Source organism: Halomonas sp. LMYGS-3 (assembly GCF_059509875.1).
Genome location: NZ_JCAKFQ010000001.1, coordinates 75,039 through 100,366, shown reverse-complemented (window position 1 = coordinate 100,366; position 25,328 = coordinate 75,039). Strand labels below are relative to the sequence as shown.

Sequence of the window (25,328 nt, the reverse complement as noted above, 5' to 3'; positions counted from 1 at the left end):
GAGACCACCATGGCCATCGATGCCTCCGATCCACCAACGGGCCCCCCGTCATCCCCGCCCGGCCGGCGCGTGGCGGCTCATCCGGCGGCCCAGTCGGCGCTGGCCTTCGAGCATGCGCCGGTGGGCCTGGCCGTGATCGATGGTAGTGGCCGGCTGCAGGTCGCCAACCTGCGGTTCTGCGCCCTGACAGGGCGGCCGCTCAAGGCCATGCGTGGCCGGCCGATCGCCGAGCTGCTGCCGGAGGCGCTGGCGGACGAGGCGTCGCCGACATGGCATACGCTCGAGCTCGACGATCCGGTGGGCGTCTCCCGTGAGCTGCTGGTCATCGTGCAACCGCTGGGCGACGGGAAGGCGCGACTGGTGACCCTGGCGGCGCTGGACGAGGCCATGGCGGGGGATGCCCTCACCGGCCTGGCCAGCGCCTGGCTGTTTCAGGATCGCCTGATCCATGCCATGGAGCGGGCCGACCGTCTCGACCAGGGGCTCGCCCTGCTGTTGATCGAGCTCGACGGCCACGCGACGCTGCCCGGGCGTGTCGGGCCGGCGGTCGCGCGTGAGCTGGAGCGTCAGGTGTCCCGGCGCATCGAACAGACCTTCCGTGGCGAGGACAGCGTGGCGCGCCTGGGACGGGCGCGCTGGGGGGTGTTGATCGAGCATCCGGTCTCGCCGCCGAGTCTCCAGGTCGTCGCCCAGCGCTTCCTGGAGGCGATGGATGCGCCCTTCGCTGCCGCCGGCCGGCCGCTGCTGTTGACCACCTCCATCGGCATCGCCCGCTATCCCGAGGACGGGGAGAGTGACGAGGAGTTGATGGTCCGCGCCGAAGAGGCGCTGGCCCGGGCCGGCAAGGCGGGGCCGGCTCGCCACGATTTCTTCGATGTCCGTCTGCGGCGCCACCTCGAGGAGCAGGAGGCCTTCCGCCGTCAGCTCCAGGAGGCGTTGCTGGCGCCGGGCAAGCACTTCCATATCGTCTACCAGCCCCAGGTCGACCCCGACGGCGGGACCTGCCGGGGGCTGGAGGCGCTGGTGCGCTGGCAGCACCCCCATCATGGCTTGCTGCATCCCCGGGACTTCCTGCCCGAGGCCGCCGAGATGGGGCAATTGATCCGACTGGACCGCTGGGTGCTCGAGCGGGTCATCCTCCAGCATCGTCAGTGGGAGGAGGAGGGCTCGACACTGGCGACCCTGGGTGTCGCGGTGAACCTCGACGCGGCCATGCTCGAGCAGGCGGTCTTCGACAGCCGCCCCCTGGATCGCTTCCTGCGCCAGCAATCGCAGGAGCTCGCCTGGCTCTCGCTGGAGATCGACGGCGCCGGCCTGATCGCCAGGGGCGAGGCCCATGCCCACCTGCTCAAGCGGCTCGGTCAACTGGGCGTCAAGCTGGTGGTCGACGAACTGGGCTGTGCCCCCCTCGACCTCTTCCAGTTGTCGACGCTGCCGGTTGCCCGGGCCAAGGTCAGCCGGCGCCTGGTGAACGGCGTCGGTCGCCACCCTCATGCCGATCGTACCCTGACGGCGCTGGCCTCCTGTCTGGGAGCGCTGGGGATAGAGGCCGTGGCGGTGGGCGTCGAGACCGAGGCCCAACTGGCGATGGCCCACGAACAGGGCTTCGCCCTGGTGCAGGGCAATCTCCTTTCTCCGCCGCTGGGCGTCGCCGACCTGGCGGCGTGGCTCGCGGCGCAGGGCGAATGAGTGACGGGCAAGGGACGGGACCGGCGAGCGCCGGCCCGTCACGCCTCTGGGGCCGTTCTAGCGATCGAGGGGGCAATCAGGCCGAGGCGTTGAGGCGCCCGGGCTGGCGGCCGGTGCGGCCGCGGGGATCGTAGAGGGTCTTCTCCGACACCGTATGAATGAAGTCGAGCATGCGCTGGTTGTGCTCCAGGCGCATGCCCAGCAGTTGGCCGGCCAGGGCGTTGAGGCGGCCGGCCCGTTCGGTCGCGGCGAGGGTGGCGTCCCAGTCGTCCAGGCAGCCGGCGTCCCGGGCGGCTGTCAGGGCGCCCTCGTGGCCATGGCGATAGCCCAGCCGCTGCTGCACCTGGCGGCGCAGTTGCTCCGTGCGCTCGAGCTCGACCAGCAGCGCCTGTTTCTCCGCCGCGATCCGCGCGAGACGGTGGCCGTCGATCTGTCCGACGGTCAGCGCCTCGAGTTCCTCCTCGAGCAGGACGACGAGGGCCTCGAGGCGTCCCCGTTGGCCGTTCAGCAGCCGGCTCAGGCTCATGCCTCGTCTTTCCCCAGCATCTCGCGCACATTGGCGATCAGGCCGTCGGCGATCCGCTCGGCGCGGATCTCCAGGCGCCCCTCGCGGATCGCCTCGCGAATCTCCTCGACCCGCGCGGTATCGATGTCCTGGCTGGTGTCGGTCGCATGCCGGCTCAGGTGGGTCGTCGCCGCCGGGCCAGCTTCCTGGCCGCTCGCCTGGTCGGGGCCCTTGGCCTTCTGGGTCTCGTCGCGCTGCTGCGTCTGACCGGGGCGGATCAGCGGGTTCTGGTTGTCGATCTTCAAGATGGTTGCCTCGTGACCGGTGCCTGTGTCCAGGAAGAGAGTCCAGGAAGTGAGTCCAGAAAGTGTGTCCCGGCAGGGGGTTTCTGGGTGCTTGACCGGACTATCGGCCGATTCGACGGAAACTTTAGGCCTGTGGTCGGCAGCCTAGCCACGGGGGGCTCAGAAGTCCACGGCGAGCCGGGCGTCGCCGATGACCGTGGCGGTGACCAGCTCGCGGCTGTCGAATCGCACCCTCACCCGGTCGCCCTCGCCGCCGGGCTCCAGCGCCTCGCCCTCCCGGGTCACGCGAAAGCTGCTCCCTTGGGCTTCGACCGTCACCCGCTGGCCGCGTTCGACCAGGGCCCGGGCCTGGAACTGATGGGCCTGCAGCGGCGAGCCGGCGGCCAGCGAGCGCCGGGCGATCTGGCCGACGATGCGCTCCCGGTCGAGCACCGCCTGGCGCGGCAGCCGGCTCAGGTCGCCGCGGCGAGTCGCCAGCAGGTCGGCGGTGATCGTGGTGCCCGGCGCGATGTCGCGGGCCGTCACCGGATAGTCGCCGATCACGCCCACCTCCGCCTGCAGGTAGCGCACCTGGCGGCCCTCTGCCCCGCAGCGCACGCCCACCGAGACGCGGCCGAGCACCGGCTGGCTGGCATGGGTCAGGAACGGCTGCGGCGACTCGCAGGACGGCAGGTGGGCGGACGGCGGGCGCACCTCGATGACCACCTCCTCGCCATGCGTCTGTGCCTGCTCGTAGAGAAAGGCGTGTACCTCGGCCATCAGGGCATCATCCGCCCGGGCCGACGGAGGGACCGGCAGCAGCGCCAGCGCCAGGCAGGCGACGAGGCACCTCGTGGAAAGGCGGGAGGGGCGGCGGGTGATGGCATCGGTCATGGCGCGCTCGCGAGGGTCGGGTGGGACGCCAGGAGCATTCTAGCGGGGCGGACGAAAGCGAAAGAGTCGAAATGGACGCGGAAAGCGGGGCTGTTCGTCCCTTTGGGATGACGCCGGGCTGGCTATTCTCCATCGTCAACGAATTCCGTATTTCAGGAGAGCGCCGTCGTGATCGATCAGCTCGAAGCCGCCTTCAACTTTCACCAGCAGGCCCTGGGGCTGCGGCAGGCGCGTCACAAGGTGCTGGCCAGCAACATCGCCAACGCCGATACGCCCGGCTACAAGGCGCGGGACATGGACTTCGCCAGCGAGCTGAAGAAGGCCGTGGCGCACGGGCGCGGCAGCGGCCAGGGGCTGGCGCTGGCCCGTACCGCCGAGCGGCACATCGCCGGTGCGGGGTTCGCCCCGGCCAGCGGCGGCCTGCTCTACCGCGTGCCCGACCAGCCCAGCCTCGATGGCAACACCGTGGACATGGATCGCGAGCGTACGGCGTTCGCCGACAACTCGGTGCGCTACCAGGCCGGGCTGACCATCCTCAACAGCCGCATCCAGGGCCTCAAGTCGGCCATGCAGCCGGAATAAACGATCAGGAGTTTTCGCCATGTCGATGTTTTCCGTGTTCGATATCGCCGGCTCGGCCATGAGCGCCCAGTCGCAGCGCATGAACGTCACCGCCAGCAACCTGGCCAACGCCGACAGCGTCGCCGGACCGGGCGGCGAAGCCTACCGCGCCAAGCAGGTGATGTTCGAGAGCCGCGCCGCCGCCGCTCACGGCGTCGGCGGCGTCGGGGTGCGCGAGGTGGTCGAGGACCCGTCGCCGATGCGCCTGGAGTATCGCCCCGAGCATCCGCTCGCCGACGAGCAGGGCTACGTGACCATGCCCAACGTCGAGCCGGTGCACGAGATGGTCAACATGATCTCCGCGTCGCGCTCCTACCAGGCCAACGTCGAGGTCATGAACACCAGCAAGCAGATGATGCTCAAGACCCTGACCCTCGGCGAGGGCTGATGCCATGACGTCCCCGATCGGTAGCAACGTCCTCAACACCGTCAACGCCGGCCCGGCCGCCCAGGCCAATGCCCGTCAGTCCGCCGAGCTGCGCGACAACTTCATGACTCTGCTGATCACCCAGCTGGAGAACCAGGACCCGCTCAATCCCATGGAGAACCATGAGATGACGTCCCAGCTGGCCCAGATCAATACCGTCAGCGGCATCGAGGAACTCAACAAGACACTCGGCGACATCACCCAGCAGATCGATGCCGGCCAGACCCTGCAGGCCACCGCCCTGATCGGCCAGGGGGTGCTGGTGCCGGGCGACCGAGTGCTGCTCGAGACCGGTGACGAAGGCGAGGCGCATACCACACCCTTCGGCATCGAGCTCGGGGAGTCTGCCGACAACGTGCGGGTGACGATCCGCGGCAGCGACGGCCAGGTGATCAACCGCTACGACATCGGCCCGGTGAGCGCCGGCGTGGAGTCCTTCACCTGGGACGGCAAGACCCGCGAAGGCGACACCGCCGTTCCGGGGGCCTACCGGGTGAGCGTCGAGGCCACCCGGGGCGACGACTCGCTCGATGCCGAGACCCTCAACTATGCCGTGGTCGGCGGGGTGACCCCATCCGATGGCAATGGCGGCGTGCGCCTCGACCTGGGGGCCGTCTATGGTCAGGTCACCCTCGACCAGGTCAGGCAGATCTTGTGATTCGCATCCATCGCCGCCGCAGCGGCACCACCACGACAAGCCGGTAGGCAGAGGAACCAGACATGAGCTTTTCACAAGCACTCAGCGGCCTGAATGCCGCCAAATCCAGCCTGGGCGTGCTGGGCAACAACATCGCCAACTCCCAGACCGTGGGCTTCAAGGGCGCGAGCAGCCAGTTCGCCGACGTCTTCGCCAACTCCAGGGTCGGCCTCGGCACCCGGGTCTCGGCGGTGCTTCAGGACTTCAGCGAGGGCAACCTCGAGGCCACCAACCGCAACCTCGACCTGGCCATCTCGGGCCAGGGCTTCTACCGCTTCGAGCAGGCCGGCGAGATCGTCTACTCCCGCAACGGCCAGCTCAGCATGACGCCGGACGGCTTCCTCGAGAACGCCAACGGGGCGCGCATCATGGGCTACGGCCTCAATGCTCAGGGCTTGGTGCAGGCCGGCGGCCAGCCCCAGGTACTCAACGTGGCCGCCGACGAGATGCCGGCCAACGCCACCACCGACGTGGCCACCACCTTCAACCTCGACTCGCGAATGGTCGCCGGTGAGGGCCGGAGCGTTACCGAGGTGACGAATATCGCTACCGGTGATCCCGAGAACATCGACTACCACTACTCCAATAACTTCACCGTCTACGACTCGCTCGGCAATCCGCGCAATATCACCGTCTACTACGAGAAGGCGGGTTCCAACACCTGGGATGCCCAGGTGGTGATGGACGGCAATTACGATGCCGGTAACAACTTCCAGGTCGAGTTCAACAACAACGGCACCTTGTTAGCCCCGGCAGCGGGTGCCATGCCGGCAATGACGTTCGATGACGCGACCCTGGGCGACGACCCGGACGAGCTGACCTTCACCCTCAACATCGCCGGTACCACCCAGTTCGGCAACACCTCGACCACCAGCGCCCTGACCCAGAACGGCTACACCTCCGGCGCCCTGGTCGGCATCACCATCCAGAACGACGGCACCATCCTGCGCAACTACGCCAACGAGCAGTCGCGCCCGGCCGGCCAGATCGCCCTGGCCCACTTTCGCAACCCCGAAGGGCTGACCCCGGCCGGCGACAATGCCTGGAGCGCCTCGGCGAACTCCGGCCAGGAACTGGTGGGAGCGCCGGGTACCGGTCTGCTGGGGAGCATCGAGTCGGGCGCCATCGAGACCTCCAACGTCGACATGGCCAAGCAGCTGGTCGACATGATCGTCTCCCAGCGCGCCTATCAGGCCAACTCCCAGACCATCAAGACCCAGGACGAGCTCCTGCAGACCGCCATCAACCTGCGCTGAGGCGGCTGAATCGGGAGCCTGAACCATGGATCGCATCCTCTACACCGCCATGAGCGGCGCCAAGCAGAGCATGGACCAGCAGTCGGTGGTCAGCCACAACCTGGCCAACGTCGACACCGCCGGCTTCCGTGCCCAGCTGCACGCCATGCGCGCCGTGCCGGTACAGGGCGAGGCGGCGCTGGCCACCCGCGCCTCGGTGGCGGCGACCACCCCGGGGACCGACTTCACCCCGGGGCCCATGACCACCACCGGTCGCGAGCTCGACGTGGCCATCGACGGCAACGGCTGGATCGCGGTGCAGGCGCCGGACGGCAGCGAGGCCTACACCCGCCGCGGCGACCTGCAGGTCGACGGCGACGGCCTGCTGATGATCGCCGGCCGCCCGGTGATCGGCGAGGGCGGGCCGATCGTCGTGCCGCTGGGTTCGCAGCTCTCGGTGGGCGCCGACGGCACACTGAGCGCCATCGGCCCCGGCGAGGCGCCCGGCGCCCTGGTCGACGTGGGCCGCATCAAGCTGGTGGATCCCCAGGCCCAGCCGCTGCAGCGCGGCGACGACGGCCTGTTTCGCCCGGCGCCTGGTGCCGGGGGCGAGGTGGCGGCGCTGCCCGCCGACGAGAACGTACGCCTGGTCAGTGGCACCCTGGAGGGCAGCAACGTCGGCGCCATCGAGGCCATGGTCGCGATGATCGACGTGGCCCGCCGCTACGAGATGCAGATGAAGGTCATCGGCACCGCCGACGAGAACGCCCAGCGCGCCAACAACCTGCTCTCTCTACAGGGCTGAGGGCTCTTTACAGGGCTGAGGGCTCTCTACAGGCTCCAGGGCTGATGCCCGAGCAAAAGGAATGCTTCCATGATCAAGTCACTCTGGACGGCCAAGACCGGCCTGGAATCCCAGCAGGTCAAGCTGGACGTCATCTCCAACAACCTGGCCAACGTCAGCACCAACGGCTTCAAGCGCTCGCGGGCGGTGTTCGAGGACCTGCTCTACCAGAACCTGCGCCAGCCCGGTGCCCAGAACGACGTGCAGAATCGCCTGCCGTCGGGCATGCAGGTCGGCACCGGCGTGCGCCCAGTCGCCACCGAGCGGCTGCATACCCAGGGCGGGCTCGAGCACACCGGCAACTCCCGCGACCTGGCGATCAACGGCAACGGCTTCTTCCAGGTGCTGATGCCCGACGGCTCCACCGCCTATACCCGCGACGGCAGCTTCCAGCTCGACGAGAACGGGCAGATGGTCACCGCCAACGGCTACCCGCTGGAACCGGCGATCATCATCCCCGACAACGCCCTCTCGGTCTCGGTCGGCGAGGACGGCATCGTCTCGGTGACCCAGCCGGGTACCACCCAGTCGCTGGAGGTGGGGCAGATCACCCTCTCCACCTTCGTCAACCCGACCGGGCTCGAGAGCATCGGCGGCAACCTCTATCGGGAGACCACCTCCTCGGGCCCGCGCAACGAGGCCATGCCGGGCATGAACGGGGCGGGGCGGCTGTTCCACGAGTACGTGGAGACCTCCAACGTCAACGTGGTGGAGGAGATGGTCAGCATGATCCAGACGCAGCGGGCCTATGAGATCAACAGCAAGGCGGTGCAGACCAGCGACGAGATGCTGGCGCGCCTGGCACAGCTGTAAGGCCTGACGGCCGGGAGTGAGCGTGATGAGACGGTGGATTTCCCTGCGTCCGGCGATGGTGCTGCTGGCGCTGGCCGTGCTGGCCCTGGGCGGCTGTGCCCAGGTGCCCCGCGCCTCGGTGGTCGGCGAGCAGGAGAAGATCACCATCGCCGAGCCACCGCCGCGGCTGGCCAATGGCTCGATCTACCAGGCGCATCGCGGCGCCCAGCCGCTGTTCGAGGATCGTCGCCCGCGCATGGTCGGCGACATCCTGACCATCGTGCTCGACGAAGAGGTCAGCGCCAGCAAGAACTCCCAGTCCAGCATGAACCGCAACGGCTCGGCGAGCCTCGACCTGGCCCAGCTGCCCGACGCCCTGGAGCGGCTCGCCGAGATCGGCTTCGACCTCTCGGGGAGCAGCGACTTCAACGGCGGTGGCGGCTCCCAGGCCAACAACAGCTTCACCGGCACCATCACCGTCTCGGTGCTCGAGGTGATGCACAACGGCAACCTGCGAGTGCGCGGCGAGAAGCAGATCGCCATCAACCAGGGGGCGGAGTTCATCCGCTTCTCGGGGGTGGTCAACCCGCGCACCATCACCGGCCAGAACACCGTGCCCTCCACCTCGGTGGCCGATGCGCGCATCGAGTACGTAGGCAACGGCTACATCAACGAGGCGCAGCACCTGGGCTGGATGCAGCGCTTCTTCCTCAATATCTCGCCGTTCTGAAGGGGGTTGGCATGCGTATGAGTACGCCCTGCCGGGGTCAGACCCCAGCCGAGTCGCGTCGCCCGTCGCGGTGCACCTCGCGAGCGGATGTGACGCCGCCGGGGTCTGACCCCAGTGCCGCAAATCATGCCCGGCGCCTCGTCACGCGGCTGCTCATCCTGCTGCTGGCCACCCTGCTGGCCCTGCCGGCCCAGGCCGAGCGCATCCGCGAACTCGCCCGCTTCGCCGGCGTGCGCGACAACGTGCTGGTGGGTTACGGCCTGGTGGTCGGCCTCGACGGCACCGGCGACCAGACCATGCAGGCACCCTTCACCGGCCAGAGCCTGACCAACATGCTCTCCCAGCTCGGCATCACCGTGCCGCCGGGCACCAACATGCAGCTGCGCAACGTCGCGGCGGTGATGGTCACCGCCGACCTGCCGCCCTTCTCGCGACCTGGCCAGCGTCTCGACGTCAACGTCTCGTCGGTCGGCAACGCCCGCAGCCTGCGCGGCGGCACCCTGCTGATGACGCCGCTCAAGGGCGCCGACGGCGACACCTATGCCATCGCCCAGGGCAACCTGCTGGTGGCCGGCGCGGGAGCCGCCGCCGGCGGCGCCAGCGTGCAGATCAACCAGCAGGCCGGCGGACGCATCGCCGGCGGCGCGATGGTCGAGCGCGAGGTGGCGCTGGATCTCGGCGCCAACGGCGGCCTGCTCGAACTCGAGCTCAAGGAGGCCGACTTCGGCACCGCCCAGCGGGTGGTGAGCGCCATCAACAACGAGTTCGGCCGCCCGGTCGCGGCGGCGCGCAACGGTCGGGTGATCGCCCTGGACGGGCCGGCCAACGACAACTCCCGGGTCAACTTCATGGCCCGGGTCGAGAACGTCCGGGTCACGCCCACGGAGGCGCCCGCCAAGGTGGTGTTCAACTCGCGCACCGGGTCGGTGGTGATGAACAGCGCCGTGACGCTGCACCGCGCCGCCGTGGCCCACGGCAACCTCTCCATCGTCATCGACACCCGCTTCCTCGTCAGCCAGCCGGCGCCCTTCGGCGAGGGCGAGACGGTGGTGGTGCCCGACACCGGGATCGAGATCCAGCAGCAGGATGCCTACCTGCGGGTGGTGGAGGGGGCCGACCTGGTCGACGTGGTCAATGCCCTGAATGCGCTCGGTGCCACCCCCGACGACCTGATGGCGATCCTCGAGGCCCTCAAGGCCGCCGGTTCCCTGCGTGCCGACCTGGAGATCCTGTGATGAGCATGGAAGAGCTCGGTGGTCAGTTTGCCCTCGACATGCAGGGCCTCAACCGCCTCAAGCACAGCGCCCGCCAGGACCCCGCCGGCGGGGTACGCGGTGCCGCCCAGCAGTTCGAGGCGCTGTTCATCCAGATGATGCTCAAGAGCATGCGCGACGCCGTGCCCACCACCGGGCTGATCGACAGCCGGCAGACCGAGTTCTACCAGTCGCTGCTCGACCAGCAGTGGTCCCAGACCCTGGCGTCCCGGGGCATCGGCCTGGCCGACAGCCTGGTGGCCCAGCTCGAGGGCAGCGGCATGGTGCCGGCGCGGCAGCAGCAGGGCAGCGCCGTCGACGAGCTGATCGCCGGCATCCCCCGTGGCGCGCCGCGGCCCCTGCAGGATGCCCTGCGCCCCGGGGCGGCCGACGACGCGCCCGAACCGGTGACGCCAGGCGAAAAGGTAGCGGCACCCGCCAACTTCATGGAGGCGCTGGAAACGGCGCCCGCCGGCTTCTTGGACCGGCTGGCCGCGGAGCCGTCCGGCGAGCCGGCGGCCTCGCACGAGCCGCGCGGGGAGTCCGCCGCGGCGACCCGGCCGGCATCCCGCGCCGACGGCACGCCGCCCGATCACGTCCAGGCCTTCCTCGCCAGGCTGAGTGCACCGGCCCGGGCGGCCAGTCGCGCCACCGGGGTGCCGGCCGAGCTGATCCTCGCCCAGGCGGCGCTGGAGACCGGCTGGGGGCGCCACGAGATCGCCACCCGCGACGGGGGCAACAGCCACAACCTGTTCGGGATCAAGGCCGGCAGCGGCTGGCGCGGGCCCACCACCGAGGTCACCACCCATGAGTACCTGGATGGCCGGCGCACCAAGGTGACCGACACCTTCCGCGTCTACGACTCCTTCGCGGCGGCCTTCACCGACTATGCCCGGCTGATCGGCGACAACCCGCGCTACGCCCGGGTGACCACCGCGCCGAGCGCCGAGCAGGCGGCGCGGGAGCTCCAGGCCGGCGGCTATGCCACCGACCCGGCCTACGCCGACAAGCTGATCGCGGTGATGAACACCCTGGGGCCGACGGCGCCGCGGGCCGGCGAGTCGCTGGTCTTCTTCAGCTACTGAACCCGCGCGGTGGCCTCAAGTTCTTTCCGGCATTGCCGATAAGGGAAGCATTGGCTTAAGGACACGACAGCATGAGCATCTTCTCCATCGGGCTCAGCGGCCTCAACGCCGCCCAGCACGCCCTGAACACCACCAGCAACAACATCAGCAACGTCTATACGCCGGGCTACAACCGGGAACTGGTGATCCTGGGGGAGAGCCGTGCCGACGGCGGGGTGCGGGTCAACGACATCCAGCGCCAGTTCAACCAGTACGTGGCCAGCCAGCTCAACGCCGCCACCAGCAGCTCCAAGGCGCTCTCGGCCTACCAGGGGCAGATCGGCCAGATCGACAACCTGCTGGCCGACCGCGAGGCCGGGCTGGCGCCGCTGATGCAGAACTTCTTCTCGGCGCTCGAGGACCTGGCCGGCGCCCCCTCCGACCCGGCGGCCCGCCAGGGGGTGCTCGGCACCGCCGATACCCTGACCGCGCAGTTCCGGGCCTTCGACGGCTACCTGCAGGACATGCAGGCGGGCATCAACGGCCAGATCGCCGACGAGGTCACCCAGATCAACAACCTCACCGAGCAGCTCGGCACCCTCAACCGCGAGATCGCCCTGGCCCGCGCGCGCCACGGCGAGGCGCCCAACGGCCTGCTCAACCAGCGCGACCAGCTGGTGCACGAACTCAGCGAGCGCCTGGACGTGCGGCTCAACGTCCAGGACGGCAAGACCTACAACATCAGCCTGCCCAACGGCCAGCCGCTGGTGTCCGGCACCAACCACTACCGCCTCGAGGCGATGGACGCCCCCAGCGATCCGCAGCGCAGCGTGCTCGGCTATCGCGACTCGGGCGGCAACCTGGTTGCCCTGCCGGAGAGCAGCGTCAAGGGCGGCACCCTGGGCGGGCTGATGGACTTCCGCGCCGAGACCCTGGACAGGACCCAGAGCCAGATCGGCCAGCTGGCGGTGTCGCTGGCGGTGGGGTTCAACGCGCAGCATGCCGAGGGGATGGACCTCAACGGTGAACCGGGCGGTGACTTCTTCTCCATCGGTACGCCGCGGGCCTATTCCCATGACCGCAACGCCGGCACGGCCCAGATCGACGCCACCCGCTTCGATGGGGACGACATCCAGGACCTGCGGGCCACCGACTATAGGGTGCGGGTCACGGCCGACGGCCCCCCGCCGGAGTTCCAGGTGATCCGCCAGGACACTGGCCAGGCGCTGGATACCGACGAGGTGAATTTCGATCCGGCCGAAGGCACGCTGAGCTTCGGGGGCGTGGTGCTGACCTTCGATGATGCGGCCAACCTCCAGGTCAACGACCGCTTCGAGGTGCAGCCGGTGCGCCGTGCCGCGGCCGATATGCAGAGCAATCTCCGCGACCTCGACAGGATCGCCGCGGCCCAGCCCGACGACGATGGCGACTTCACCGGCAGCGGCGACAACCGCAATGCCCTGGCGCTGCAGGGCCTGCAGGACGCGCTGCTGGTGGGCGGGCGCGCCTCGCTCAGTCAGGCCTATGCCGGCATGGTCAGCGACGTGGGTAACCGTACCAACATCGTCCAGGTCAACCTCGAGGCCCGCCAGGGCCTGACCGACCAGCTCAAGGCCGTGCAGCAGTCCGAGTCCGGGGTCAACCTCGACGAGGAGGCGGCCAACCTGATGCGCTACCAGCAGTTCTATGCCGCCAACGCCCGGGTGATCGACACCGCCTCCACGGTGTTCGATACCATCCTCGGCCTGCGCAACTGATCGAAGGGAGTCACGCGATGCGGATCAGCACCGTCACCATGTTCGAGCAGAGCGTCTCGTCCATGAACCGCCAGCAGGGCGACTTCCTCAAGGTGGGCCAGCAGATCGCCACCGGTCGCCGGGTGGTCAATCCCTCCGACGACCCCCAGGCCGCCTCCCGTGCGGTGGGTGTCTCCCAGGCCAAGGCCGTGACCCAGCAGTACGCCGATGCCCGGGTCAGCGCCCGCAATGCCCTCGCCCAGTCCGAGAGCGTGCTCAACAGCGTCGGCAACGCCATCACCAGCGGCAAGACGCTGCTGGTCCAGGCGGCCAGCGATACCTTGAGCGACGCCGACCGCCAGTCGGTGGCCTCCGAGCTGCGCGGCATCTACGAGACCCTGATCGGCCAGGCCAATGCCACCGACGGCAACGGCCGCTACCTGTTCGGTGGCTACAAGGACGACAGCCCGCCCTTCATCCGCAACGGCGACGGCAATATCGAGTACATCGGCGACCGGAATACCCGCGCCCAGCGCATCGACGCTTCGCGGCTGATGCCGGTGGCCGACAACGGGGCGAAGATCTTCCAGAGCGTGGCCACCGGGGCGGGGTATATCGCCGAAGCCGGCGACAACGCCGGCAATGTCACCTTCAAGGGCCCCCAGGTCACCGATCCCGCGGATCCCGGCTTCGGCGAGACCTATACGTTGACCTTCGACGAGGACGGCGGCGGCAACCCGACCTTCGAGGTGACGGCCTCCGACGGGAGCGTGATGACCGGCGGTGCCTACGTCCCCGGCCAGCCGATCGCCTTCGGCGGGCTGAGCCTCACCCTGGAAGGCACCCCGGCGGTCGGCGACGAGATCCGGGTCGGCCAGGCCGAGGCGATGAACACCGACCTGTTCAAGTCCTTCGAGAAGGCCCTGGCGGTGCTCGAGACCCCCGCCGCCACCCCGGCCGAGAAGGCCGAGCTGCGCAATACCCTCAACACCGTGATGCGCGAGCTCGACAACGGCCTCGACAACGTCCTCACCGTGCGCGCCTCGGTGGGCGCGCGGCTCAACGAGCTCGACGTGGTCGACGCCGTGGGCGGCAACCGCATGATGAACTACGAGCAGACGCTGTCGGACCTGGTCGATCTGGACTACGCCGAGGCGATCGCCGATTACAGCCTGCGCCAGGTGGGCCTGCAGGCGGCCCAGAAGGCCTTCGTCGACATCAAGGGGCTGTCGCTCTTCGACTATCTGCGCTGACCGCGCACCGTTCTCTCCGGCCATGGGGCGGCTACCTCCCGCCATGGCCACTTGTCCCGCCCAGGCTTTCCGGCCCGGGCGGTTTTTTTTTGCGCTCAGCCGATTCCCTGGAGCGGCGCCAGGGCCTCGAGGAGCTGGCGCAGGAAGTCGATGGCGTGGGCGAACAGCCGCTGCAGGAAGCGCCCGATGTCGGTCATCAGCACCATCATCAGTGCCAGCCCCACGGTCAGCGAGGTGGGGAAGCCGATGTTGAACACCGTCAGCTGCGGCGCCGAGCGGTTGAGGATGCCCAGCGCCAGGCTGATGATCAGCAGCGACCCGACCAGCGGCAGGGCCAGCAGCATCCCCGAGACGAAGATGGTGCCGCCGTAGCGGACCAGCAGCTCGAAGCCGCCGGGGTTGAAGCCACCCAGCCCGATGGGCAGGGTCACGAAGCTGGTGGCGAGTATCTCCAGCACAATCAGGTGGCCGTCGAAGGCCAGGAACATCAGCAGCGTGATCATGTAGAGGAAGCGCGACAGCACCACCATGTTGGTGCCGCTGCCGGGGTCGAAGAAGGTGGCAAAGGCCAGCCCCATCTGCAGGCCGATGAACTCGCCGGTGGCCTGCACCACGGCGAAGGTGACGCGCATCACCAGCCCCATGGCGATGCCGATCAGCACCTGCTCGATCATGATGCCGAGCCCCGCCCAGGAGAGTACCGCGGCGGTCGGCGGCGCCGGCAGGGTGGGGGCGATCACCACGGTCACCAGGGCGGCCAGGCCCACCTTGGCCTGGTTGGGGACGCTGGAGTGCCCCCACAGCGGCGAGGCCGCCAGGAAGGCGGTGAGTCGGGCGAAGGGCCACAGGAAGGCCACCAGCCAGCCCTGCAGCTGGGCGAAGGTGACTTCCACCATCAGCAGCCCCCCGCCATCACGACACCATCAGCGGGATGTTCATGAACAGCTCGCGGGTGAAGTCGGTGATCAGCTTGAGCAGCCAGGGGCCGGCGAGCACCAGCACGACGAACACCCCGAGGATCTTGGGGATGAACGACAGGGTCATCTCGTTGATCTGGGTGGCGGCCTGGAACAGGCTGACGGCGAGGCCGGTCACCAGGGCGGTGAGCAGCAGCGGGCCGCCGAGGAAGAGGGTCACCTTCATGCCCTGGTAGGCCAGGCCCATCACCGTTTCGGGGGTCATGCGTCGCTCCCGGTCATAGGAAGAAACTCTCCGCCATCGAGCCCACGATCAGCTGCCAGCCGTCGACCAGCACGAACAGCATCAGCTTGAACGGCAGCGAGATGGTGATCGGCGGCACCATCATCATGCCCAGCGACATCAGGGTGCTGGCCACCACCAGGTCGATGATCAGGAAGGGAATGAAGATGGTGAAGCCGATCTGGAAGGCGGTCTTCAGCTCGCTGGTGACGAAGGCCGGCACCAGGATGCGCAGCGGCACGTCTTCCGGCCCCTGCATCGGGCCCACCTCGGCCAGGCGGGCGAACAGCGCCAGGTCGGGCTCGCGGACCTGGCCCAGCATGAACTCGCGGAAGGGCTCCTGGGCCAGCACCAGGAACTGTTCGAAGTCGATCTCCTCGGCGGTGAGCGGCAGCCAGGCGGTCTCGTAGACCAGGTTGAACACCGGCGCCATCACGAAGAAGGTGAGGAACAGCGCCAGCCCCAGCAGCACCTGGTTGGGCGGTGTCGCCTGGGTGCCCATGGCGGTCCGCAGCAGGCTGAGCACGATGATGATGCGGGTGAAGCCGGTCATCATCAGCAGCATGGCCGGCAGGAAGGCCAGGGAGCTCAGCAGCAGCAGCGTCTGCAGCGAGAGCGACCACTGCTGGCCACCATCCTCCAGCGGCTGGCTGACGATGCCGGGGATCTGCTGGGCCAGGGCCGTGCCGGGCAGCGACAGCAGCAGCAGGGCCGCGAGCCCCGCCGCCATGCACAGAACACCCCGGTTCACGATCGTTCCCGCCCCAGCCCACTGTTGTGTTTCAGCGCCTTGGCGAAGCGCGTCGCGAAGCTGTCGCCCTCGGCGAAGGCCGGCCCGCTCGCGTGCGTCGTCTCCCCGGACGGTGCCGGGGCGGGGAGTTCGTGGAGCTTGCTGACCTGGCCGCCGCCCACCCCCAGGACCAGCCAGGTCGCTTCCACCTGCACGATCACCACCCGCTCGCGGTTGCCCACGCTGGTGCCGCCGACCACCCTCAGGCGGCCGCCGTGCGCCTGGCGCTTCACCCCGACACGCTTCAGCACGGCGCTGGCGACGACAATGATCACCACGATCAGTGCCAGGGCGGCGGCGGTCTTGCCCAGGGTCGCCAGACCGATCAGGGCGTCGCCGCTGGCCACGGCGTCGAGGCCGCCGGGGGAGGCAGGGGAGTCGCTCATCTGTTCAGCTTCTGTACGCGCTCGGAGGGGGTGATGATCTCGGTGATGCGGATGCCGTACTTGTCGTCGACCACCACCACCTCGCCCTGGGCGATCAGGTAGCCGTTGATCAGGATGTCCATGGGCTCGCCGGCCAGGCCGTCGAGCTCGATCACCGAGCCCTGGGCCAGCTCGAGCAGCTGCTTGATGGTGATCCGGGTGCGGCCGAGCTCGACGGCGAGCTTGACCGGGATATCCATGATCATCTCCAGGTCGCGCGCCGCGGCGCTGCCGCCACCCTGCTCCAGCGGGCGGAAGACGCTCTCGCCGGCGGCCCGGGCCCGGTCGGGCTCGGGCGGTTCGGCTGGGGCCTCGTCGGCCGACTCGGCGGCGGCCTGCTCGGCCATGGCCGCGGCCCAGGGGTCGTCGTCGTCGGCCGGGCCATCGCCCTGCCGTGCGGCGTTTTCCTGTTCGGCGTTTTCCTGTTCGAGCATGGCATCGGCCCAGGCGTCGTCGCCGGTGCGCTGATCGGGCTTCTTGGGATCAGTCATTCTGGGATTCCTTGGATGGCGGCGCCGACCCCTTGACGAAGGCGTCGGGCGACGCGGTGGTCGGGGCGTGGTCGATCATGCGGATCACCCGCAGGGCCCGTTGCTCGTGCTGGCTGCCGTAGTCGCACTCCATCACCGGCACCCCGTCGACCCGGGCGAGGACGGATTCCGGCAGCTCCAGGGGCAGGATGTCCCCCACCTTGAGCGCCATGACATGGGCGATGCGGGTGGGAATCGTGGTGAAGTCGGCCACCAGCTCCACCTCCGAGTGGCGGATCTCGCCGGCCATGCGCTTGGTCCAGCTGCCGTCCGGGTCGTGGTGGCCGTCGTTGAGCGGGTTGGCCAGCAGGTCGCGCAGCGGCTCGATCATCGAGTAGGGCATGCAGATCTGGAAGTTGCTGGCGAGGTTGCCGACCTCCAGGTTGAAGGAGGTGGTCACCACGATCTCGTTGGGCGAGTTGGTGATGTTGGCGAACTTCGACTGCATCTCCGAGCGCAGGTAGCCGATCTCCAGTGGGTAGACCGACTTCCACGACTCGCTGTAGGCGTCGATGGCCAGGTTGAGCAGGCGCATGATGATGCGCTGCTCGGTGTTGGTGAACTCGCGCCCCTCCGACCGGGTCAGGAAGCGGCCGTCGCCACCGAAGAGGTTGTCCACCACCAGGAACACCAGGCTCGGCGGAAACACGATCAAGGCCGAGCCGCGCAGCGGCTTCATGGCGATGATGTTGATGTTGGTCGGCACCGGCACGTTGCGCGAGAAGTCGCTGTAGCTCTGGTAGCGCACCGTATCCACGGTGATGTCGGCGCTGCGCCGCAGCAGGTTGAACAGCCCCATGCGGAAGTGACGGGCGAAGCGCTCGTTGATGATGTCCAGGGCGTGCAGGCGCTCGCGGATGACCCGGTGCTGGGTCGCCGGGTCATAGGGGCGGATACGCGAGTCGTCGCCGCCGGCGCCGGCGGTGGACTCCTCCTCGCCGCTGACGCCCTTGAGCAGGGCGTCGATCTCTTCCTGCGACAGCAGATCGTCTTGGGACATGAGGGATCGGTTCCCCGAGGGTTATTGCACGATGAACTCGGTGAAGAGCACGTCTTCGATCACCAGTTCGGGCTGGTAGTCGGTCATCGGTGGATCCAGCACCGCCATCACCTGGTCGCCGAGGCGCTGCTTGCTGCCGGGGTCGGTCAGTTCGCTGGCCTGCTTGCCGGCGAACATCATCAGCAGGCGGCTGCGCACCTGGGGCATGTGAGCCTCGAGGATCTCCCTGGTCTGCTGGTCGCCCACCTTCAGCGAGAGCCCGGTATAGAGCAGGCGCGAACCGTAGGCGTCGTCGGCCAGGTTGACCGTGAAGGGGTCGATCTTGACGAAGATCGGTGCCCGCCGCTCCGGCAGGGCCTCGGCCTGGACCGCCGCCTGGGCGGGTTCCTGGCGTTGGCCGAGCACCAGGTAGATCGCCGCCGCCGCCGCGGAGGAGGAGAGGATCACCAGGATCACCATGAGCCACAGCAGCTTTCCGGAGCCACCCTTCGATGTCGCCATTGCCTTACCTATCCAGGGGGTTGTGGTGCCAGCCTGCCCAGTATGGGGGCCGAAGGCGTGGCACCATGAAACGAACAGGCCCCGGGAAAGGGCCTATCTTGGCTTTTTGCGCGATGCGCCAGGCGTGTCTCAGGCGTAGAGATCCACCCGGCCGTCGAGAGCGAGCTCGGCCGCCACCGGTGGGGCTGAAGCGCCGGGGCCCTCGGCTTCGTCGCCCGGCTCGCCTGCCAGGCCGCCACCGGCCGTGCCGCGACCGGCGACGTCGCGGGGTGTTTCGTCACGCGACTGTTCGCCCACCGAGGCCTCGCCGAGGCTGATGCCCTGTTCGGCCAGCGCCTCGCGCAGCTGGGGGATCGCCTGCTCCACGGCGCTCCTCACTGGTGCATGGGCCGACAGGAACTGGGCCTGGGCGGCCTGCTCGCTCACCTTCAGCGAGACCGTCAGGGGGCCCAGCTCCGCCGGGTTGAGGTGCAGCTCGATGCGCTGCTCACCGCCGCGCTGGCCGAGCATCACCAATTGCTGGCCGACCTGCTGCGTGAACTGCTGGGGCCAGGCCGGGCTGGCGAGCGGTGCCGGCAGGGCGGCACCGGACGTGCCGGCCGCGCCGGCCGGCGGGCCGTTCAGCAGGGCCGTGAAGCTCTCGCCCCGAGGCTCGGCGAGCCGAACCTCGGCGGCCGTCGGCAGGGGGTCACCCCGGGCGGCTTGTACGGTGGACAACGGCTCGGGACGCAGGGCAGCGCCGCGTTCGCCGGCGGTACGGATCATCTCCAGGGCCTGCGGGGCGACCCGGTGTTCGGGCAGCGGCGGCTCGCCGGCCATGGGGCCGTGGCGTTCGGTGCGTGGCGCCGGCCGCGCTTCGGCCCGGGGGTCGCCGCCCGGCGCGTTCTGCGGCGCCTGGCCGGCGATGGCCGGCCAGGCGGCGGCGTCGACCCGGGGCGCTTCGGGTGGGTGGCTGGGCGCCGCCTCCGGCGTGACCTCGGCGGCATCGATCCGGGCCACGAGCGTCTCGGCATCGAGCGCCCGCTCGGCCAGGTCAGCGGCGGGGGCCGCCGCGGCGCCGCGGCCGGCACCGGCGATCAGCCCCAGGCGCTCGGCGATCTCGGCCAACCGGGCGTCGCCGCCTTGCGCCGGCGTGTCCTCGCCGAGGGCCTGCATCATTACCGCCAGGCTGCCCCGGGCGAGGCCGAATTCGCCGCCGTCCGCCACGCCCGTGGACGGTGGTTGCCGCTCGGCACCCGTGGCCGGCTGGCCATGGTCGGCGAGGGCCTGGGCGTTGGCTCCCGGTGTGCCGGCGCGGGTCAGCGCCAGGGCGAAGTCGCCCCGGGCCCCGGGGCTCGACTTGCCGGCGGGGGTCGGGCCCTGGCCCGAGGCAGACGCGAGTAACAGCTGGATGTCCATGGCGGTTCTCCGGCGGAATCAGGGTTCGCTCGAGGCGTGGCGTTCGCGGATCAGGCGACCGTTGACCAGGTCGTCGCTGGCGCGCAGCTCCCGGCGCTGCTCCTTCCGGGTCTGCTGGATCGCCCGGCGGGAGACCAGGGTGTCGTAGGAGGAGAGCTTGCGCTGCTCCTGCTGCCACTGGGCCTGGCTGTGGCCGACGCGCCGCTGCTGGGCCGCCAGCGCCTGACGGGCGCGGGCCAGGGCGTCGTCCAGGGAGTCGAGGAAGTGCTGGTAGTTGCGCAGGGTGGCCGGGTCGATGCCCTCGCGCATGGCCTGCTGCAGGCGCTGGGCGTATTCCAGCCGGTAGCGGCCCAGCGATTCCAGCTGTCCCGCCACCTGGCGTTCGCTGGCGCGTTCGCCGGCCAGCGCCTGGCCGGCCTGGTCGCGGGCCTCCCGGGCCAGGTCGACCAGGGTCTCGAGCGGTGTGGATGCGGTGCTCATCGTGTCCCTCCGAGTGTGCCGGCCAGCCCCTGGTGCGATGCCGCCAGGGGGGCGCAGTCGTCGATGCGCTGTTGCAGGAAGGCCTCCAGCTCCGGGTAGCGCTGGACGGCCTCGTCGAGCTGTGGATCGTGCCCGGGGCTGTAGGCGCCGACGCTGATCAGGTCGCGGTTGCGCTGGTAACGGGAGAACAGCCGCTTGAAGCGCTGGGCGAGCTGTAGCTGGCCGTCGTCGACGATGGCGGTCATGGCGCGGCTGATCGAGGCCTCGATGTCGATGGCCGGGTAGTGTCCGGCTTCGGCGAGTGCCCGCGACAGCACGATATGGCCGTCGAGGATCGCCCGGGCGGCGTCGGCGATGGGGTCCTGCTGGTCGTCGCCTTCGGTCAGCACGGTGTAGAAGGCGGTGATCGAGCCGCCACCGCGCTCGGCGTTGCCGGCCCGCTCCACCAGGCTCGGCAGCTTGGCGAACACCGAGGGTGGATAGCCCTTGGTGGCCGGCGGCTCGCCGATCGCCAGGGCGATCTCGCGCTGGGCCATGGCGTAGCGGGTCAGCGAGTCCATGATCAGCAGCACGTCGCGGCCCTCGTCGCGGAAGCCTTCCGCCAGCCGCGTGGCATAGGCCGCACCCTGCAGCCGCTGCAGCGGCGAGGTGTCGGCGGGGGCGGCCACCACCACGGCGCGCCGGCGGCCCTCCGGGCCGAGGATGTTGTCGATGAAGTCCTGCACCTCGCGGCCGCGCTCGCCGATCAGGCCCACCACGATGACGTCGGCCCGGGTGAAGCGCGCCATCATGCCGAGCAGCACCGACTTGCCGACACCGGAGCCGGCGAACAGCCCCATGCGCTGGCCGCGGCCGACGGCGAGCAGGGCGTTGATGGCACGAATGCCGACGTCGATCTGGCTCTCGATGGGGGCGCGGGAGAGGGGGTTGAGCGGCGGGGTCTGCAGGGTGGCGTGGGGCACCTCGTCGAGGGGGCCCATGCCGTCGAGCGCCTCGCCGTTGCCGTCGACCACGCGGCCGAGCAGGGCCTCGCCGAGCGGGAAGCGACGGGTGCCGTTGCCGCCGCCCTCGCCCAGCGGGAAGACCCGGGCGCCGGGCAGCAGGCCGGTGATCTCGGCCAGCGGCATCAGGAACAGCTTCTCGCCGGCGAAGCCGACCACCTGGGCCTCGGCATGGCGCGTCGCCTCGTGGCGGTAGGGCGCCGGCAGCTCGATGCGGCAGGCGCTGCCCAGCGGCGCCTGCAGGCCGACGGCCTCGATCACCATGCCGGTGGCGCGCACCACCCGGCCGCTGGCGCGGAAGGGCGGCACGCGCTCGATGCGCGCGCGCACCTTGTGCAGCGACGCCTGCCAGCGCCGATGGTGCGGGTTGGCCGGGGCGGCGGCGCTCACCTGGCGCTCCCGTCGCCGTCGGCGGGGCGGCGCCGGCGCACCTGGCCCTTCACCGCCTGCCAGCGGCTCTCCCAGGTGGCGTCGAGCTCGCCGCTGGCGCTGGTGACGCGGCAGCCGCCGCGGCTGAGCTGGTCGTCGGGCTGCAGCGTCCAGCCGGCCGCGGCCAGCTCGTGGCCGAGGTGCTCCGCGACCAATTTGTGGTCCAGCGGGTGCAGCCACAGGCGCGGCTTGCCGGTCATCGCCGGTTCGGTGTGCAGCAGGGCGCGGACGATCTCCAGCACCTGGCGCGGGCGCGCCTTGAGCGCCTCGCCGGCGAGCTGGCGGCCGGTGGCCAGCGCCAGCTCGACCAGTTCGCCGGCGACCTCTTCGTCGAGCCGGGCCAGGGCCTCGCCGAACTGCTCGGCCAGCGACAGCAGCGGGGCCAGGGTCTCGCGCGCCTCGCGCTCGAACTCGGCGCGGGCCCGTTCGCGGCCCTCGGCCAGCCCCTGGGCGAGCCCTTCGGCATGGCCGGCCGCGAGACCCTCGCGGTGGCCCTCCTCACGGGCCTCCCGGCTCACCTGTTCGCGCAGGGCGCGCAGTTCGGCCTGGCGCTGGAAGGCCGCCTGGCGCCGGGCGGTCTCGCTCGGCGAGGGGCCGTCGTCTCCGGTGGCTGCCTCGCGCGGCTCGACGAGCTCGTCCATCTCCCAGCGGCGCCAGGCGACCTCGTCGTCGCGCAGCGGCTGGCGGGCGGTATCGCCGCGGGGCAGCTCAGACATAGGTGTCGTCCCCGCCGCTCAGCACGATCTCGCCGGTGTCGGCGAGGCGCCGGACGACCTGCAGGATCGCCTTCTGCTCGGCCTCCACCTGGGAGACGCGGATCGGCCCGCGGGCCTCCATGTCCTCGCGCACCAGGTCGGCGGCGCGCTGGGACATGTTGCGCAGGAACTTGTCCATGAGCGCTTCGGGGGCGCCCTTGAGGGCGACCACCAGGGAGTTGGTGTCGATCTCCTTGAGCACCAGCTGGATGCTGCGGTCGTCGAGGTCGAGGAGGTTCTCGAACAGGAACATCTCGTCGATGATCTTCTGGGCCAGGTCCTCGTTGTGGGCGCGCACCGTCTCGATGACGGTCTCCTCCTGGCTGGAGTTCATCAGGTTGAGGATCTCGGCCGCGGTCCTCACGCCACCCATCTTGCTGCGCTTGAGGTTCTGGCCGTCGAGCATCCCCGTGAGCACCTCGGTGAGCTCCTGCAGGGCCGCGGGCTGCACCCCGCTGAAGGTGGCGATGCGCAGCACCACGTCGTTGCGCAGCTTGTCGTCGAACAGCTCGAGCACGGCGGCGGCCTGGTGGCGCTCCAGGTGGATCAGCACGGTGGCGATGATCTGCGGGTGCTCGTCGCGGATCAGCTCGGCCACCAGCGGGGCCTCCATCAGGTTCAGGGCATCGATGCCGGAGCTGGCGCCGGAGGTCTCGAGGATGTCCTCGATCAGGCTCGAGGCGCGCTCGCTGCCCAGCGCCTTGGTCAGCACCGAGCGGATATGGTCGCTGGAGTTGAGGTTGAGCGCGATGAACTCCTCGGTCTCGGCGTGGAACTCCGCGAGCACCTGCTGCATCTCCTCGTGGGAGACCTGGTCGAGGCGGGCCATCTCGCCGCTGATTTCCTGGATCTCGCCGGCCGAGAGGTACTTGAACACCTCCGCCGCGCTGTCCTCGTCGAGGGCCAGCAGCAGGATGGCGCTGCGGCGCGCGCCGCTCGTCTGGGCCTTAGTCATGCTTGTTCATCCAGCTGCGAACGATCATGGCGATCATGCGCGGGTCCTCATGGGCCATCTCGCGCAGGTCGCTGAGGTTCTGTTCATAGGCCGAGGCCTTGCGCTTGCGCCGGCGCGGCGGCGCATAGGTGTCCTCCTCGTCCCCCGCGGCCGCCGGGCCCTCCTCGGCACCCTCGCCGACCTGGACCCGCACGGCGGGCCCCGGCAGTGGCTGGGCCACCGGTGCCTGGGTGTGGCGCTTGATCAGCGGGCGCAGGATCAGCAGGTAGAGCAGCAGGGTGGCCAGCGCCACCAGCAGGTAGCGCCCCAGGGTGAGCGCCAGCTGGTGGACCTCCGGCGATTGCCACCACTCGAGGCCGTCCTCCTGCTCGGCGACGCGGCTGAAGGGACTGTTGACCACCTCGATCTCGTCGCCACGGGCCGCCGAGAAGCCCATGGCCTGGCGCACCAGGCGCTCGATCTGGGCGATCTCCTCGGGAGAGAGGGCCACGCGGACCGGCGCGCCGTTCTCGTCGACCTCGTCGCGGAAGTTGACCACCACCGCGGCGGAGAGGCGCTGCACCTGGCCCAGGCGATGCTGGACATGGGCCACGCTGCGGTCGACCTCGTAGTTGGTGACGTCGTCCTGGCGCAGGTGGTTCGGGGCACCCTGGCCGGCGTCCTCGCCCGCTTCGCCTTCCTCGCCCTCGGGCCGCTCGATGGGCGACGGCGCCACGCCGGGCGGGGTGTTGCTCAACGCGCCGGGAATGCCCCGCGCCAGGTCGTCGCCGCCGTTGTAGGAGAGGCTCGACTGGCGGCTGCGCACGGCGGCCTCGTTGGGGGGCTGGTTGGGGCCGAAGCGCTCCGAGGTCTCCTCGCGACGGGAGAAGTCGATCTGTGCCGCCACCTGGGCGCGCACGTTGTCGCGGCCGAGGATCGGCACCAGGATGTTCTCGATGCGCCGCCGGTAGGAGCGCTCGACCTCGTCGATGTAGTCGAGCTGGGTGCCGTCGAGGTCGCGGCCGTTGGCGCTCTGTATCGACAGCAGGCGGCCGTTCTGGTCGACCACGGTGACGTCGTCGGCGGCGAGCTCCGGCACGCTGCTGGCGACCATGTGGACGATGGCGTTGACCTGGCCGTCGCCCAGCTGGCGGCCCGGGTGCAGGGTGAGGATCACCGAGGCCTTGGCCGGCTCGCGGTCGCGCACGAACACCGACTGCTTGGCCAGGGCCAGGTGCACCCGGGCGCGCTCCACCGGGCCCAGGGACTCCATGGAGCGTGCCAGCTCGCCCTCCAGGGCGCGCTGGAAGTTGACCTGCTCGGCGAACTGGCTGATGCCGAAGGCCTGGCCATCCATCAGCTCGAAGCCGACGTTGCCGCCCCGCGGCAGGCCCTGTTCGGCGAGCTGCAGGCGCAGGCCGTGCACCTGATCGCCGGGCACCAGCAACGCCTGGCCGCCCTCGCTGAAGCGGTAGGGAACGCCACGGTTGTCGAGTTCGCCGATGATGCGGCCGCCATCGGCCTCGGTGAGGTTGCTGTAGAGCACCCGGTACTCGGGGGTGCGCGCCCACATCAGCAACGCCACCACGATGGCGATCGAGGCGGCACCCGCGATCATCAACGGGATCAGCGGATTGGCACGCAGCTGGGCCGTCAGGCGCTCGAGGCCCGCCTGGCGGGAAGGATCCTGCTGCCGGGAAGCATCCTGGGAGCCGGTGGCCGCGGCACCATTGCTCATGCGCACCACCTCGTTGAGGGGGTGCAGTGGATCCCGGGTCCCACGGTCATCGAAGAAGGCATGTCCTGCGTCCGTTCATCGCGGTTGGCCGCCCTGCGAACGGGCGGAACTCTGATGGACGCC

At 69.8% G+C, this 25,328-nt stretch carries 28 protein-coding genes; 12 read left to right on the top strand and 16 right to left on the bottom strand.

Translation table 11 applies throughout. From position 1 onward, the window contains the following. The first annotated feature begins 9 nt into the window (after positions 1 to 9). Positions 10 to 1,689, top strand: coding sequence for an EAL domain-containing protein (locus AC5W54_RS00485; RefSeq protein WP_495960105.1), 1,680 nt, complete (start codon positions 10 to 12; stop codon positions 1,687 to 1,689). 76 nt (positions 1,690 to 1,765) lie between these two features. Here the strand turns inward: AC5W54_RS00485 and AC5W54_RS00480 are convergent, their stop codons facing one another. The 3 genes from AC5W54_RS00480 to flgA all read right to left on the bottom strand — a co-directional run bounded on the left by AC5W54_RS00480 (position 1,766) and on the right by flgA (position 3,372). Next, the gene (locus tag AC5W54_RS00480) at positions 1,766 to 2,215 is read right to left on the bottom strand and encodes a flagella synthesis protein FlgN (RefSeq protein ID WP_495960104.1); all 450 of its coding nucleotides are present in this window, start codon (positions 2,213 to 2,215) and stop codon (positions 1,766 to 1,768) included. Continuing rightward, positions 2,212 to 2,499 carry a flagellar biosynthesis anti-sigma factor FlgM gene (gene flgM, locus AC5W54_RS00475; RefSeq protein WP_495960103.1) on the bottom strand — a complete coding sequence of 96 codons (288 nt, stop codon included), beginning with the start codon at positions 2,497 to 2,499 and terminating at the stop codon, positions 2,212 to 2,214. Before flgM ends, AC5W54_RS00480 begins: the two co-directional genes overlap by 4 nt. 159 nt (positions 2,500 to 2,658) lie before the next feature. Then, complete coding sequence (gene flgA, locus AC5W54_RS00470) at positions 2,659 to 3,372, bottom strand: flagellar basal body P-ring formation chaperone FlgA (protein WP_495960102.1); 714 nt, start codon at positions 3,370 to 3,372, stop codon at positions 2,659 to 2,661. A gap of 168 nt (positions 3,373 to 3,540) precedes the next feature. On the opposite strand from flgA, the gene flgB reads away from it, so the two are divergent. From flgB to flgL, 11 genes are all read left to right on the top strand, one after another. Beyond that, the gene (gene flgB / locus AC5W54_RS00465; protein WP_495960101.1) at positions 3,541 to 3,954 is read left to right on the top strand and encodes a flagellar basal body rod protein FlgB; all 414 of its coding nucleotides are present in this window, start codon (positions 3,541 to 3,543) and stop codon (positions 3,952 to 3,954) included. Between the two features lie 19 nt (positions 3,955 to 3,973). Continuing rightward, the gene (gene flgC, locus AC5W54_RS00460; RefSeq protein ID WP_495960100.1) at positions 3,974 to 4,381 is read left to right on the top strand and encodes a flagellar basal body rod protein FlgC; all 408 of its coding nucleotides are present in this window, start codon (positions 3,974 to 3,976) and stop codon (positions 4,379 to 4,381) included. A 4-nt stretch (positions 4,382 to 4,385) separates the two neighbouring features. After that, positions 4,386 to 5,078: a flagellar hook assembly protein FlgD gene (gene flgD, locus AC5W54_RS00455; protein WP_495960099.1), complete on the top strand. Its 693-nt coding sequence runs from the start codon at positions 4,386 to 4,388 to the stop codon at positions 5,076 to 5,078. Between the two features lie 62 nt (positions 5,079 to 5,140). Continuing rightward, on the top strand, positions 5,141 to 6,373 hold the full coding sequence (flgE, locus tag AC5W54_RS00450; RefSeq protein ID WP_495960098.1) for a flagellar hook protein FlgE: 1,233 nt from the start codon (positions 5,141 to 5,143) through the stop codon (positions 6,371 to 6,373). Between the two features lie 25 nt (positions 6,374 to 6,398). Continuing rightward, entirely contained in the window at positions 6,399 to 7,157 is a 759-nt protein-coding gene (gene flgF, locus AC5W54_RS00445; protein WP_495960097.1) for a flagellar basal-body rod protein FlgF, read from the top strand. Positions 7,158 to 7,226: 69 nt separating this feature from the next. Beyond that, positions 7,227 to 8,009: a flagellar basal-body rod protein FlgG gene (gene flgG, locus AC5W54_RS00440; RefSeq protein WP_495960096.1), complete on the top strand. Its 783-nt coding sequence runs from the start codon at positions 7,227 to 7,229 to the stop codon at positions 8,007 to 8,009. A 25-nt stretch (positions 8,010 to 8,034) separates the two neighbouring features. Beyond that, positions 8,035 to 8,718, top strand: coding sequence for a flagellar basal body L-ring protein FlgH (locus AC5W54_RS00435; RefSeq protein ID WP_495960095.1), 684 nt, complete (start codon positions 8,035 to 8,037; stop codon positions 8,716 to 8,718). Positions 8,719 to 8,729: 11 nt separating this feature from the next. Further along, entirely contained in the window at positions 8,730 to 9,953 is a 1,224-nt protein-coding gene (locus tag AC5W54_RS00430; protein ID WP_495960094.1) for a flagellar basal body P-ring protein FlgI, read from the top strand. Next, the gene (flgJ, locus tag AC5W54_RS00425; RefSeq protein ID WP_495960093.1) at positions 9,953 to 11,056 is read left to right on the top strand and encodes a flagellar assembly peptidoglycan hydrolase FlgJ; all 1,104 of its coding nucleotides are present in this window, start codon (positions 9,953 to 9,955) and stop codon (positions 11,054 to 11,056) included. The genes AC5W54_RS00430 and flgJ overlap by 1 nt, the downstream gene beginning before the upstream one ends. Before the next feature lie 71 nt (positions 11,057 to 11,127). After that, complete coding sequence (gene flgK, locus AC5W54_RS00420; protein ID WP_495960092.1) at positions 11,128 to 12,792, top strand: flagellar hook-associated protein FlgK; 1,665 nt, start codon at positions 11,128 to 11,130, stop codon at positions 12,790 to 12,792. 17 nt (positions 12,793 to 12,809) lie between these two features. Continuing rightward, complete coding sequence (gene flgL, locus AC5W54_RS00415) at positions 12,810 to 14,024, top strand: flagellar hook-associated protein FlgL (RefSeq protein WP_495960091.1); 1,215 nt, start codon at positions 12,810 to 12,812, stop codon at positions 14,022 to 14,024. A gap of 95 nt (positions 14,025 to 14,119) precedes the next feature. Here flgL and fliR read toward each other — a convergent pair whose 3' ends face one another. The 13 genes from fliR to fliF all read right to left on the bottom strand — a co-directional run bounded on the left by fliR (position 14,120) and on the right by fliF (position 25,205). After that, positions 14,120 to 14,920 (bottom strand): flagellar biosynthetic protein FliR, encoded by an 801-nt coding sequence (fliR, locus tag AC5W54_RS00410; RefSeq protein WP_495960090.1) that lies wholly within the window; start codon positions 14,918 to 14,920, stop codon positions 14,120 to 14,122. Between the two features lie 16 nt (positions 14,921 to 14,936). Continuing rightward, on the bottom strand, positions 14,937 to 15,206 hold the full coding sequence (fliQ, locus tag AC5W54_RS00405; protein WP_495960089.1) for a flagellar biosynthesis protein FliQ: 270 nt from the start codon (positions 15,204 to 15,206) through the stop codon (positions 14,937 to 14,939). A 13-nt stretch (positions 15,207 to 15,219) separates the two neighbouring features. After that, on the bottom strand, positions 15,220 to 15,954 hold the full coding sequence (gene fliP, locus AC5W54_RS00400; RefSeq protein WP_495960433.1) for a flagellar type III secretion system pore protein FliP: 735 nt from the start codon (positions 15,952 to 15,954) through the stop codon (positions 15,220 to 15,222). A gap of 17 nt (positions 15,955 to 15,971) precedes the next feature. Continuing rightward, positions 15,972 to 16,400: a flagellar biosynthetic protein FliO gene (gene fliO / locus AC5W54_RS00395; RefSeq protein WP_495960088.1), complete on the bottom strand. Its 429-nt coding sequence runs from the start codon at positions 16,398 to 16,400 to the stop codon at positions 15,972 to 15,974. Next, a complete protein-coding gene (gene fliN / locus AC5W54_RS00390; RefSeq protein ID WP_495960087.1) occupies positions 16,397 to 16,930 on the bottom strand; it encodes a flagellar motor switch protein FliN in 534 nt (177 codons plus the stop codon). The genes fliO and fliN overlap by 4 nt, the downstream gene beginning before the upstream one ends. Further along, entirely contained in the window at positions 16,923 to 17,969 is a 1,047-nt protein-coding gene (gene fliM / locus AC5W54_RS00385; protein ID WP_495960086.1) for a flagellar motor switch protein FliM, read from the bottom strand. Before fliM ends, fliN begins: the two co-directional genes overlap by 8 nt. A 21-nt stretch (positions 17,970 to 17,990) precedes the next feature. Next, on the bottom strand, positions 17,991 to 18,470 hold the full coding sequence (fliL, locus tag AC5W54_RS00380; protein ID WP_495960085.1) for a flagellar basal body-associated protein FliL: 480 nt from the start codon (positions 18,468 to 18,470) through the stop codon (positions 17,991 to 17,993). 129 nt (positions 18,471 to 18,599) lie between these two features. Further along, positions 18,600 to 19,868, bottom strand: a complete 1,269-nt coding sequence (locus AC5W54_RS00375; protein WP_495960084.1) for a flagellar hook-length control protein FliK — start codon at positions 19,866 to 19,868, stop codon at positions 18,600 to 18,602. 18 nt (positions 19,869 to 19,886) lie between these two features. Then, positions 19,887 to 20,348 carry a flagellar export protein FliJ gene (gene fliJ / locus AC5W54_RS00370; RefSeq protein ID WP_495960083.1) on the bottom strand — a complete coding sequence of 154 codons (462 nt, stop codon included), beginning with the start codon at positions 20,346 to 20,348 and terminating at the stop codon, positions 19,887 to 19,889. Continuing rightward, positions 20,345 to 21,739 (bottom strand): flagellar protein export ATPase FliI, encoded by a 1,395-nt coding sequence (gene fliI, locus AC5W54_RS00365; RefSeq protein WP_495960082.1) that lies wholly within the window; start codon positions 21,737 to 21,739, stop codon positions 20,345 to 20,347. Before fliI ends, fliJ begins: the two co-directional genes overlap by 4 nt. Beyond that, positions 21,736 to 22,494 carry a flagellar assembly protein FliH gene (locus AC5W54_RS00360; protein WP_495960081.1) on the bottom strand — a complete coding sequence of 253 codons (759 nt, stop codon included), beginning with the start codon at positions 22,492 to 22,494 and terminating at the stop codon, positions 21,736 to 21,738. The genes fliI and AC5W54_RS00360 overlap by 4 nt, the downstream gene beginning before the upstream one ends. Continuing rightward, entirely contained in the window at positions 22,487 to 23,488 is a 1,002-nt protein-coding gene (gene fliG, locus AC5W54_RS00355; protein ID WP_495960080.1) for a flagellar motor switch protein FliG, read from the bottom strand. The genes AC5W54_RS00360 and fliG overlap by 8 nt, the downstream gene beginning before the upstream one ends. Further along, positions 23,481 to 25,205, bottom strand: coding sequence for a flagellar basal-body MS-ring/collar protein FliF (gene fliF / locus AC5W54_RS00350; protein WP_495960079.1), 1,725 nt, complete (start codon positions 25,203 to 25,205; stop codon positions 23,481 to 23,483). Before fliF ends, fliG begins: the two co-directional genes overlap by 8 nt. Between the last annotated feature and the right edge of the window lie 123 nt (positions 25,206 to 25,328).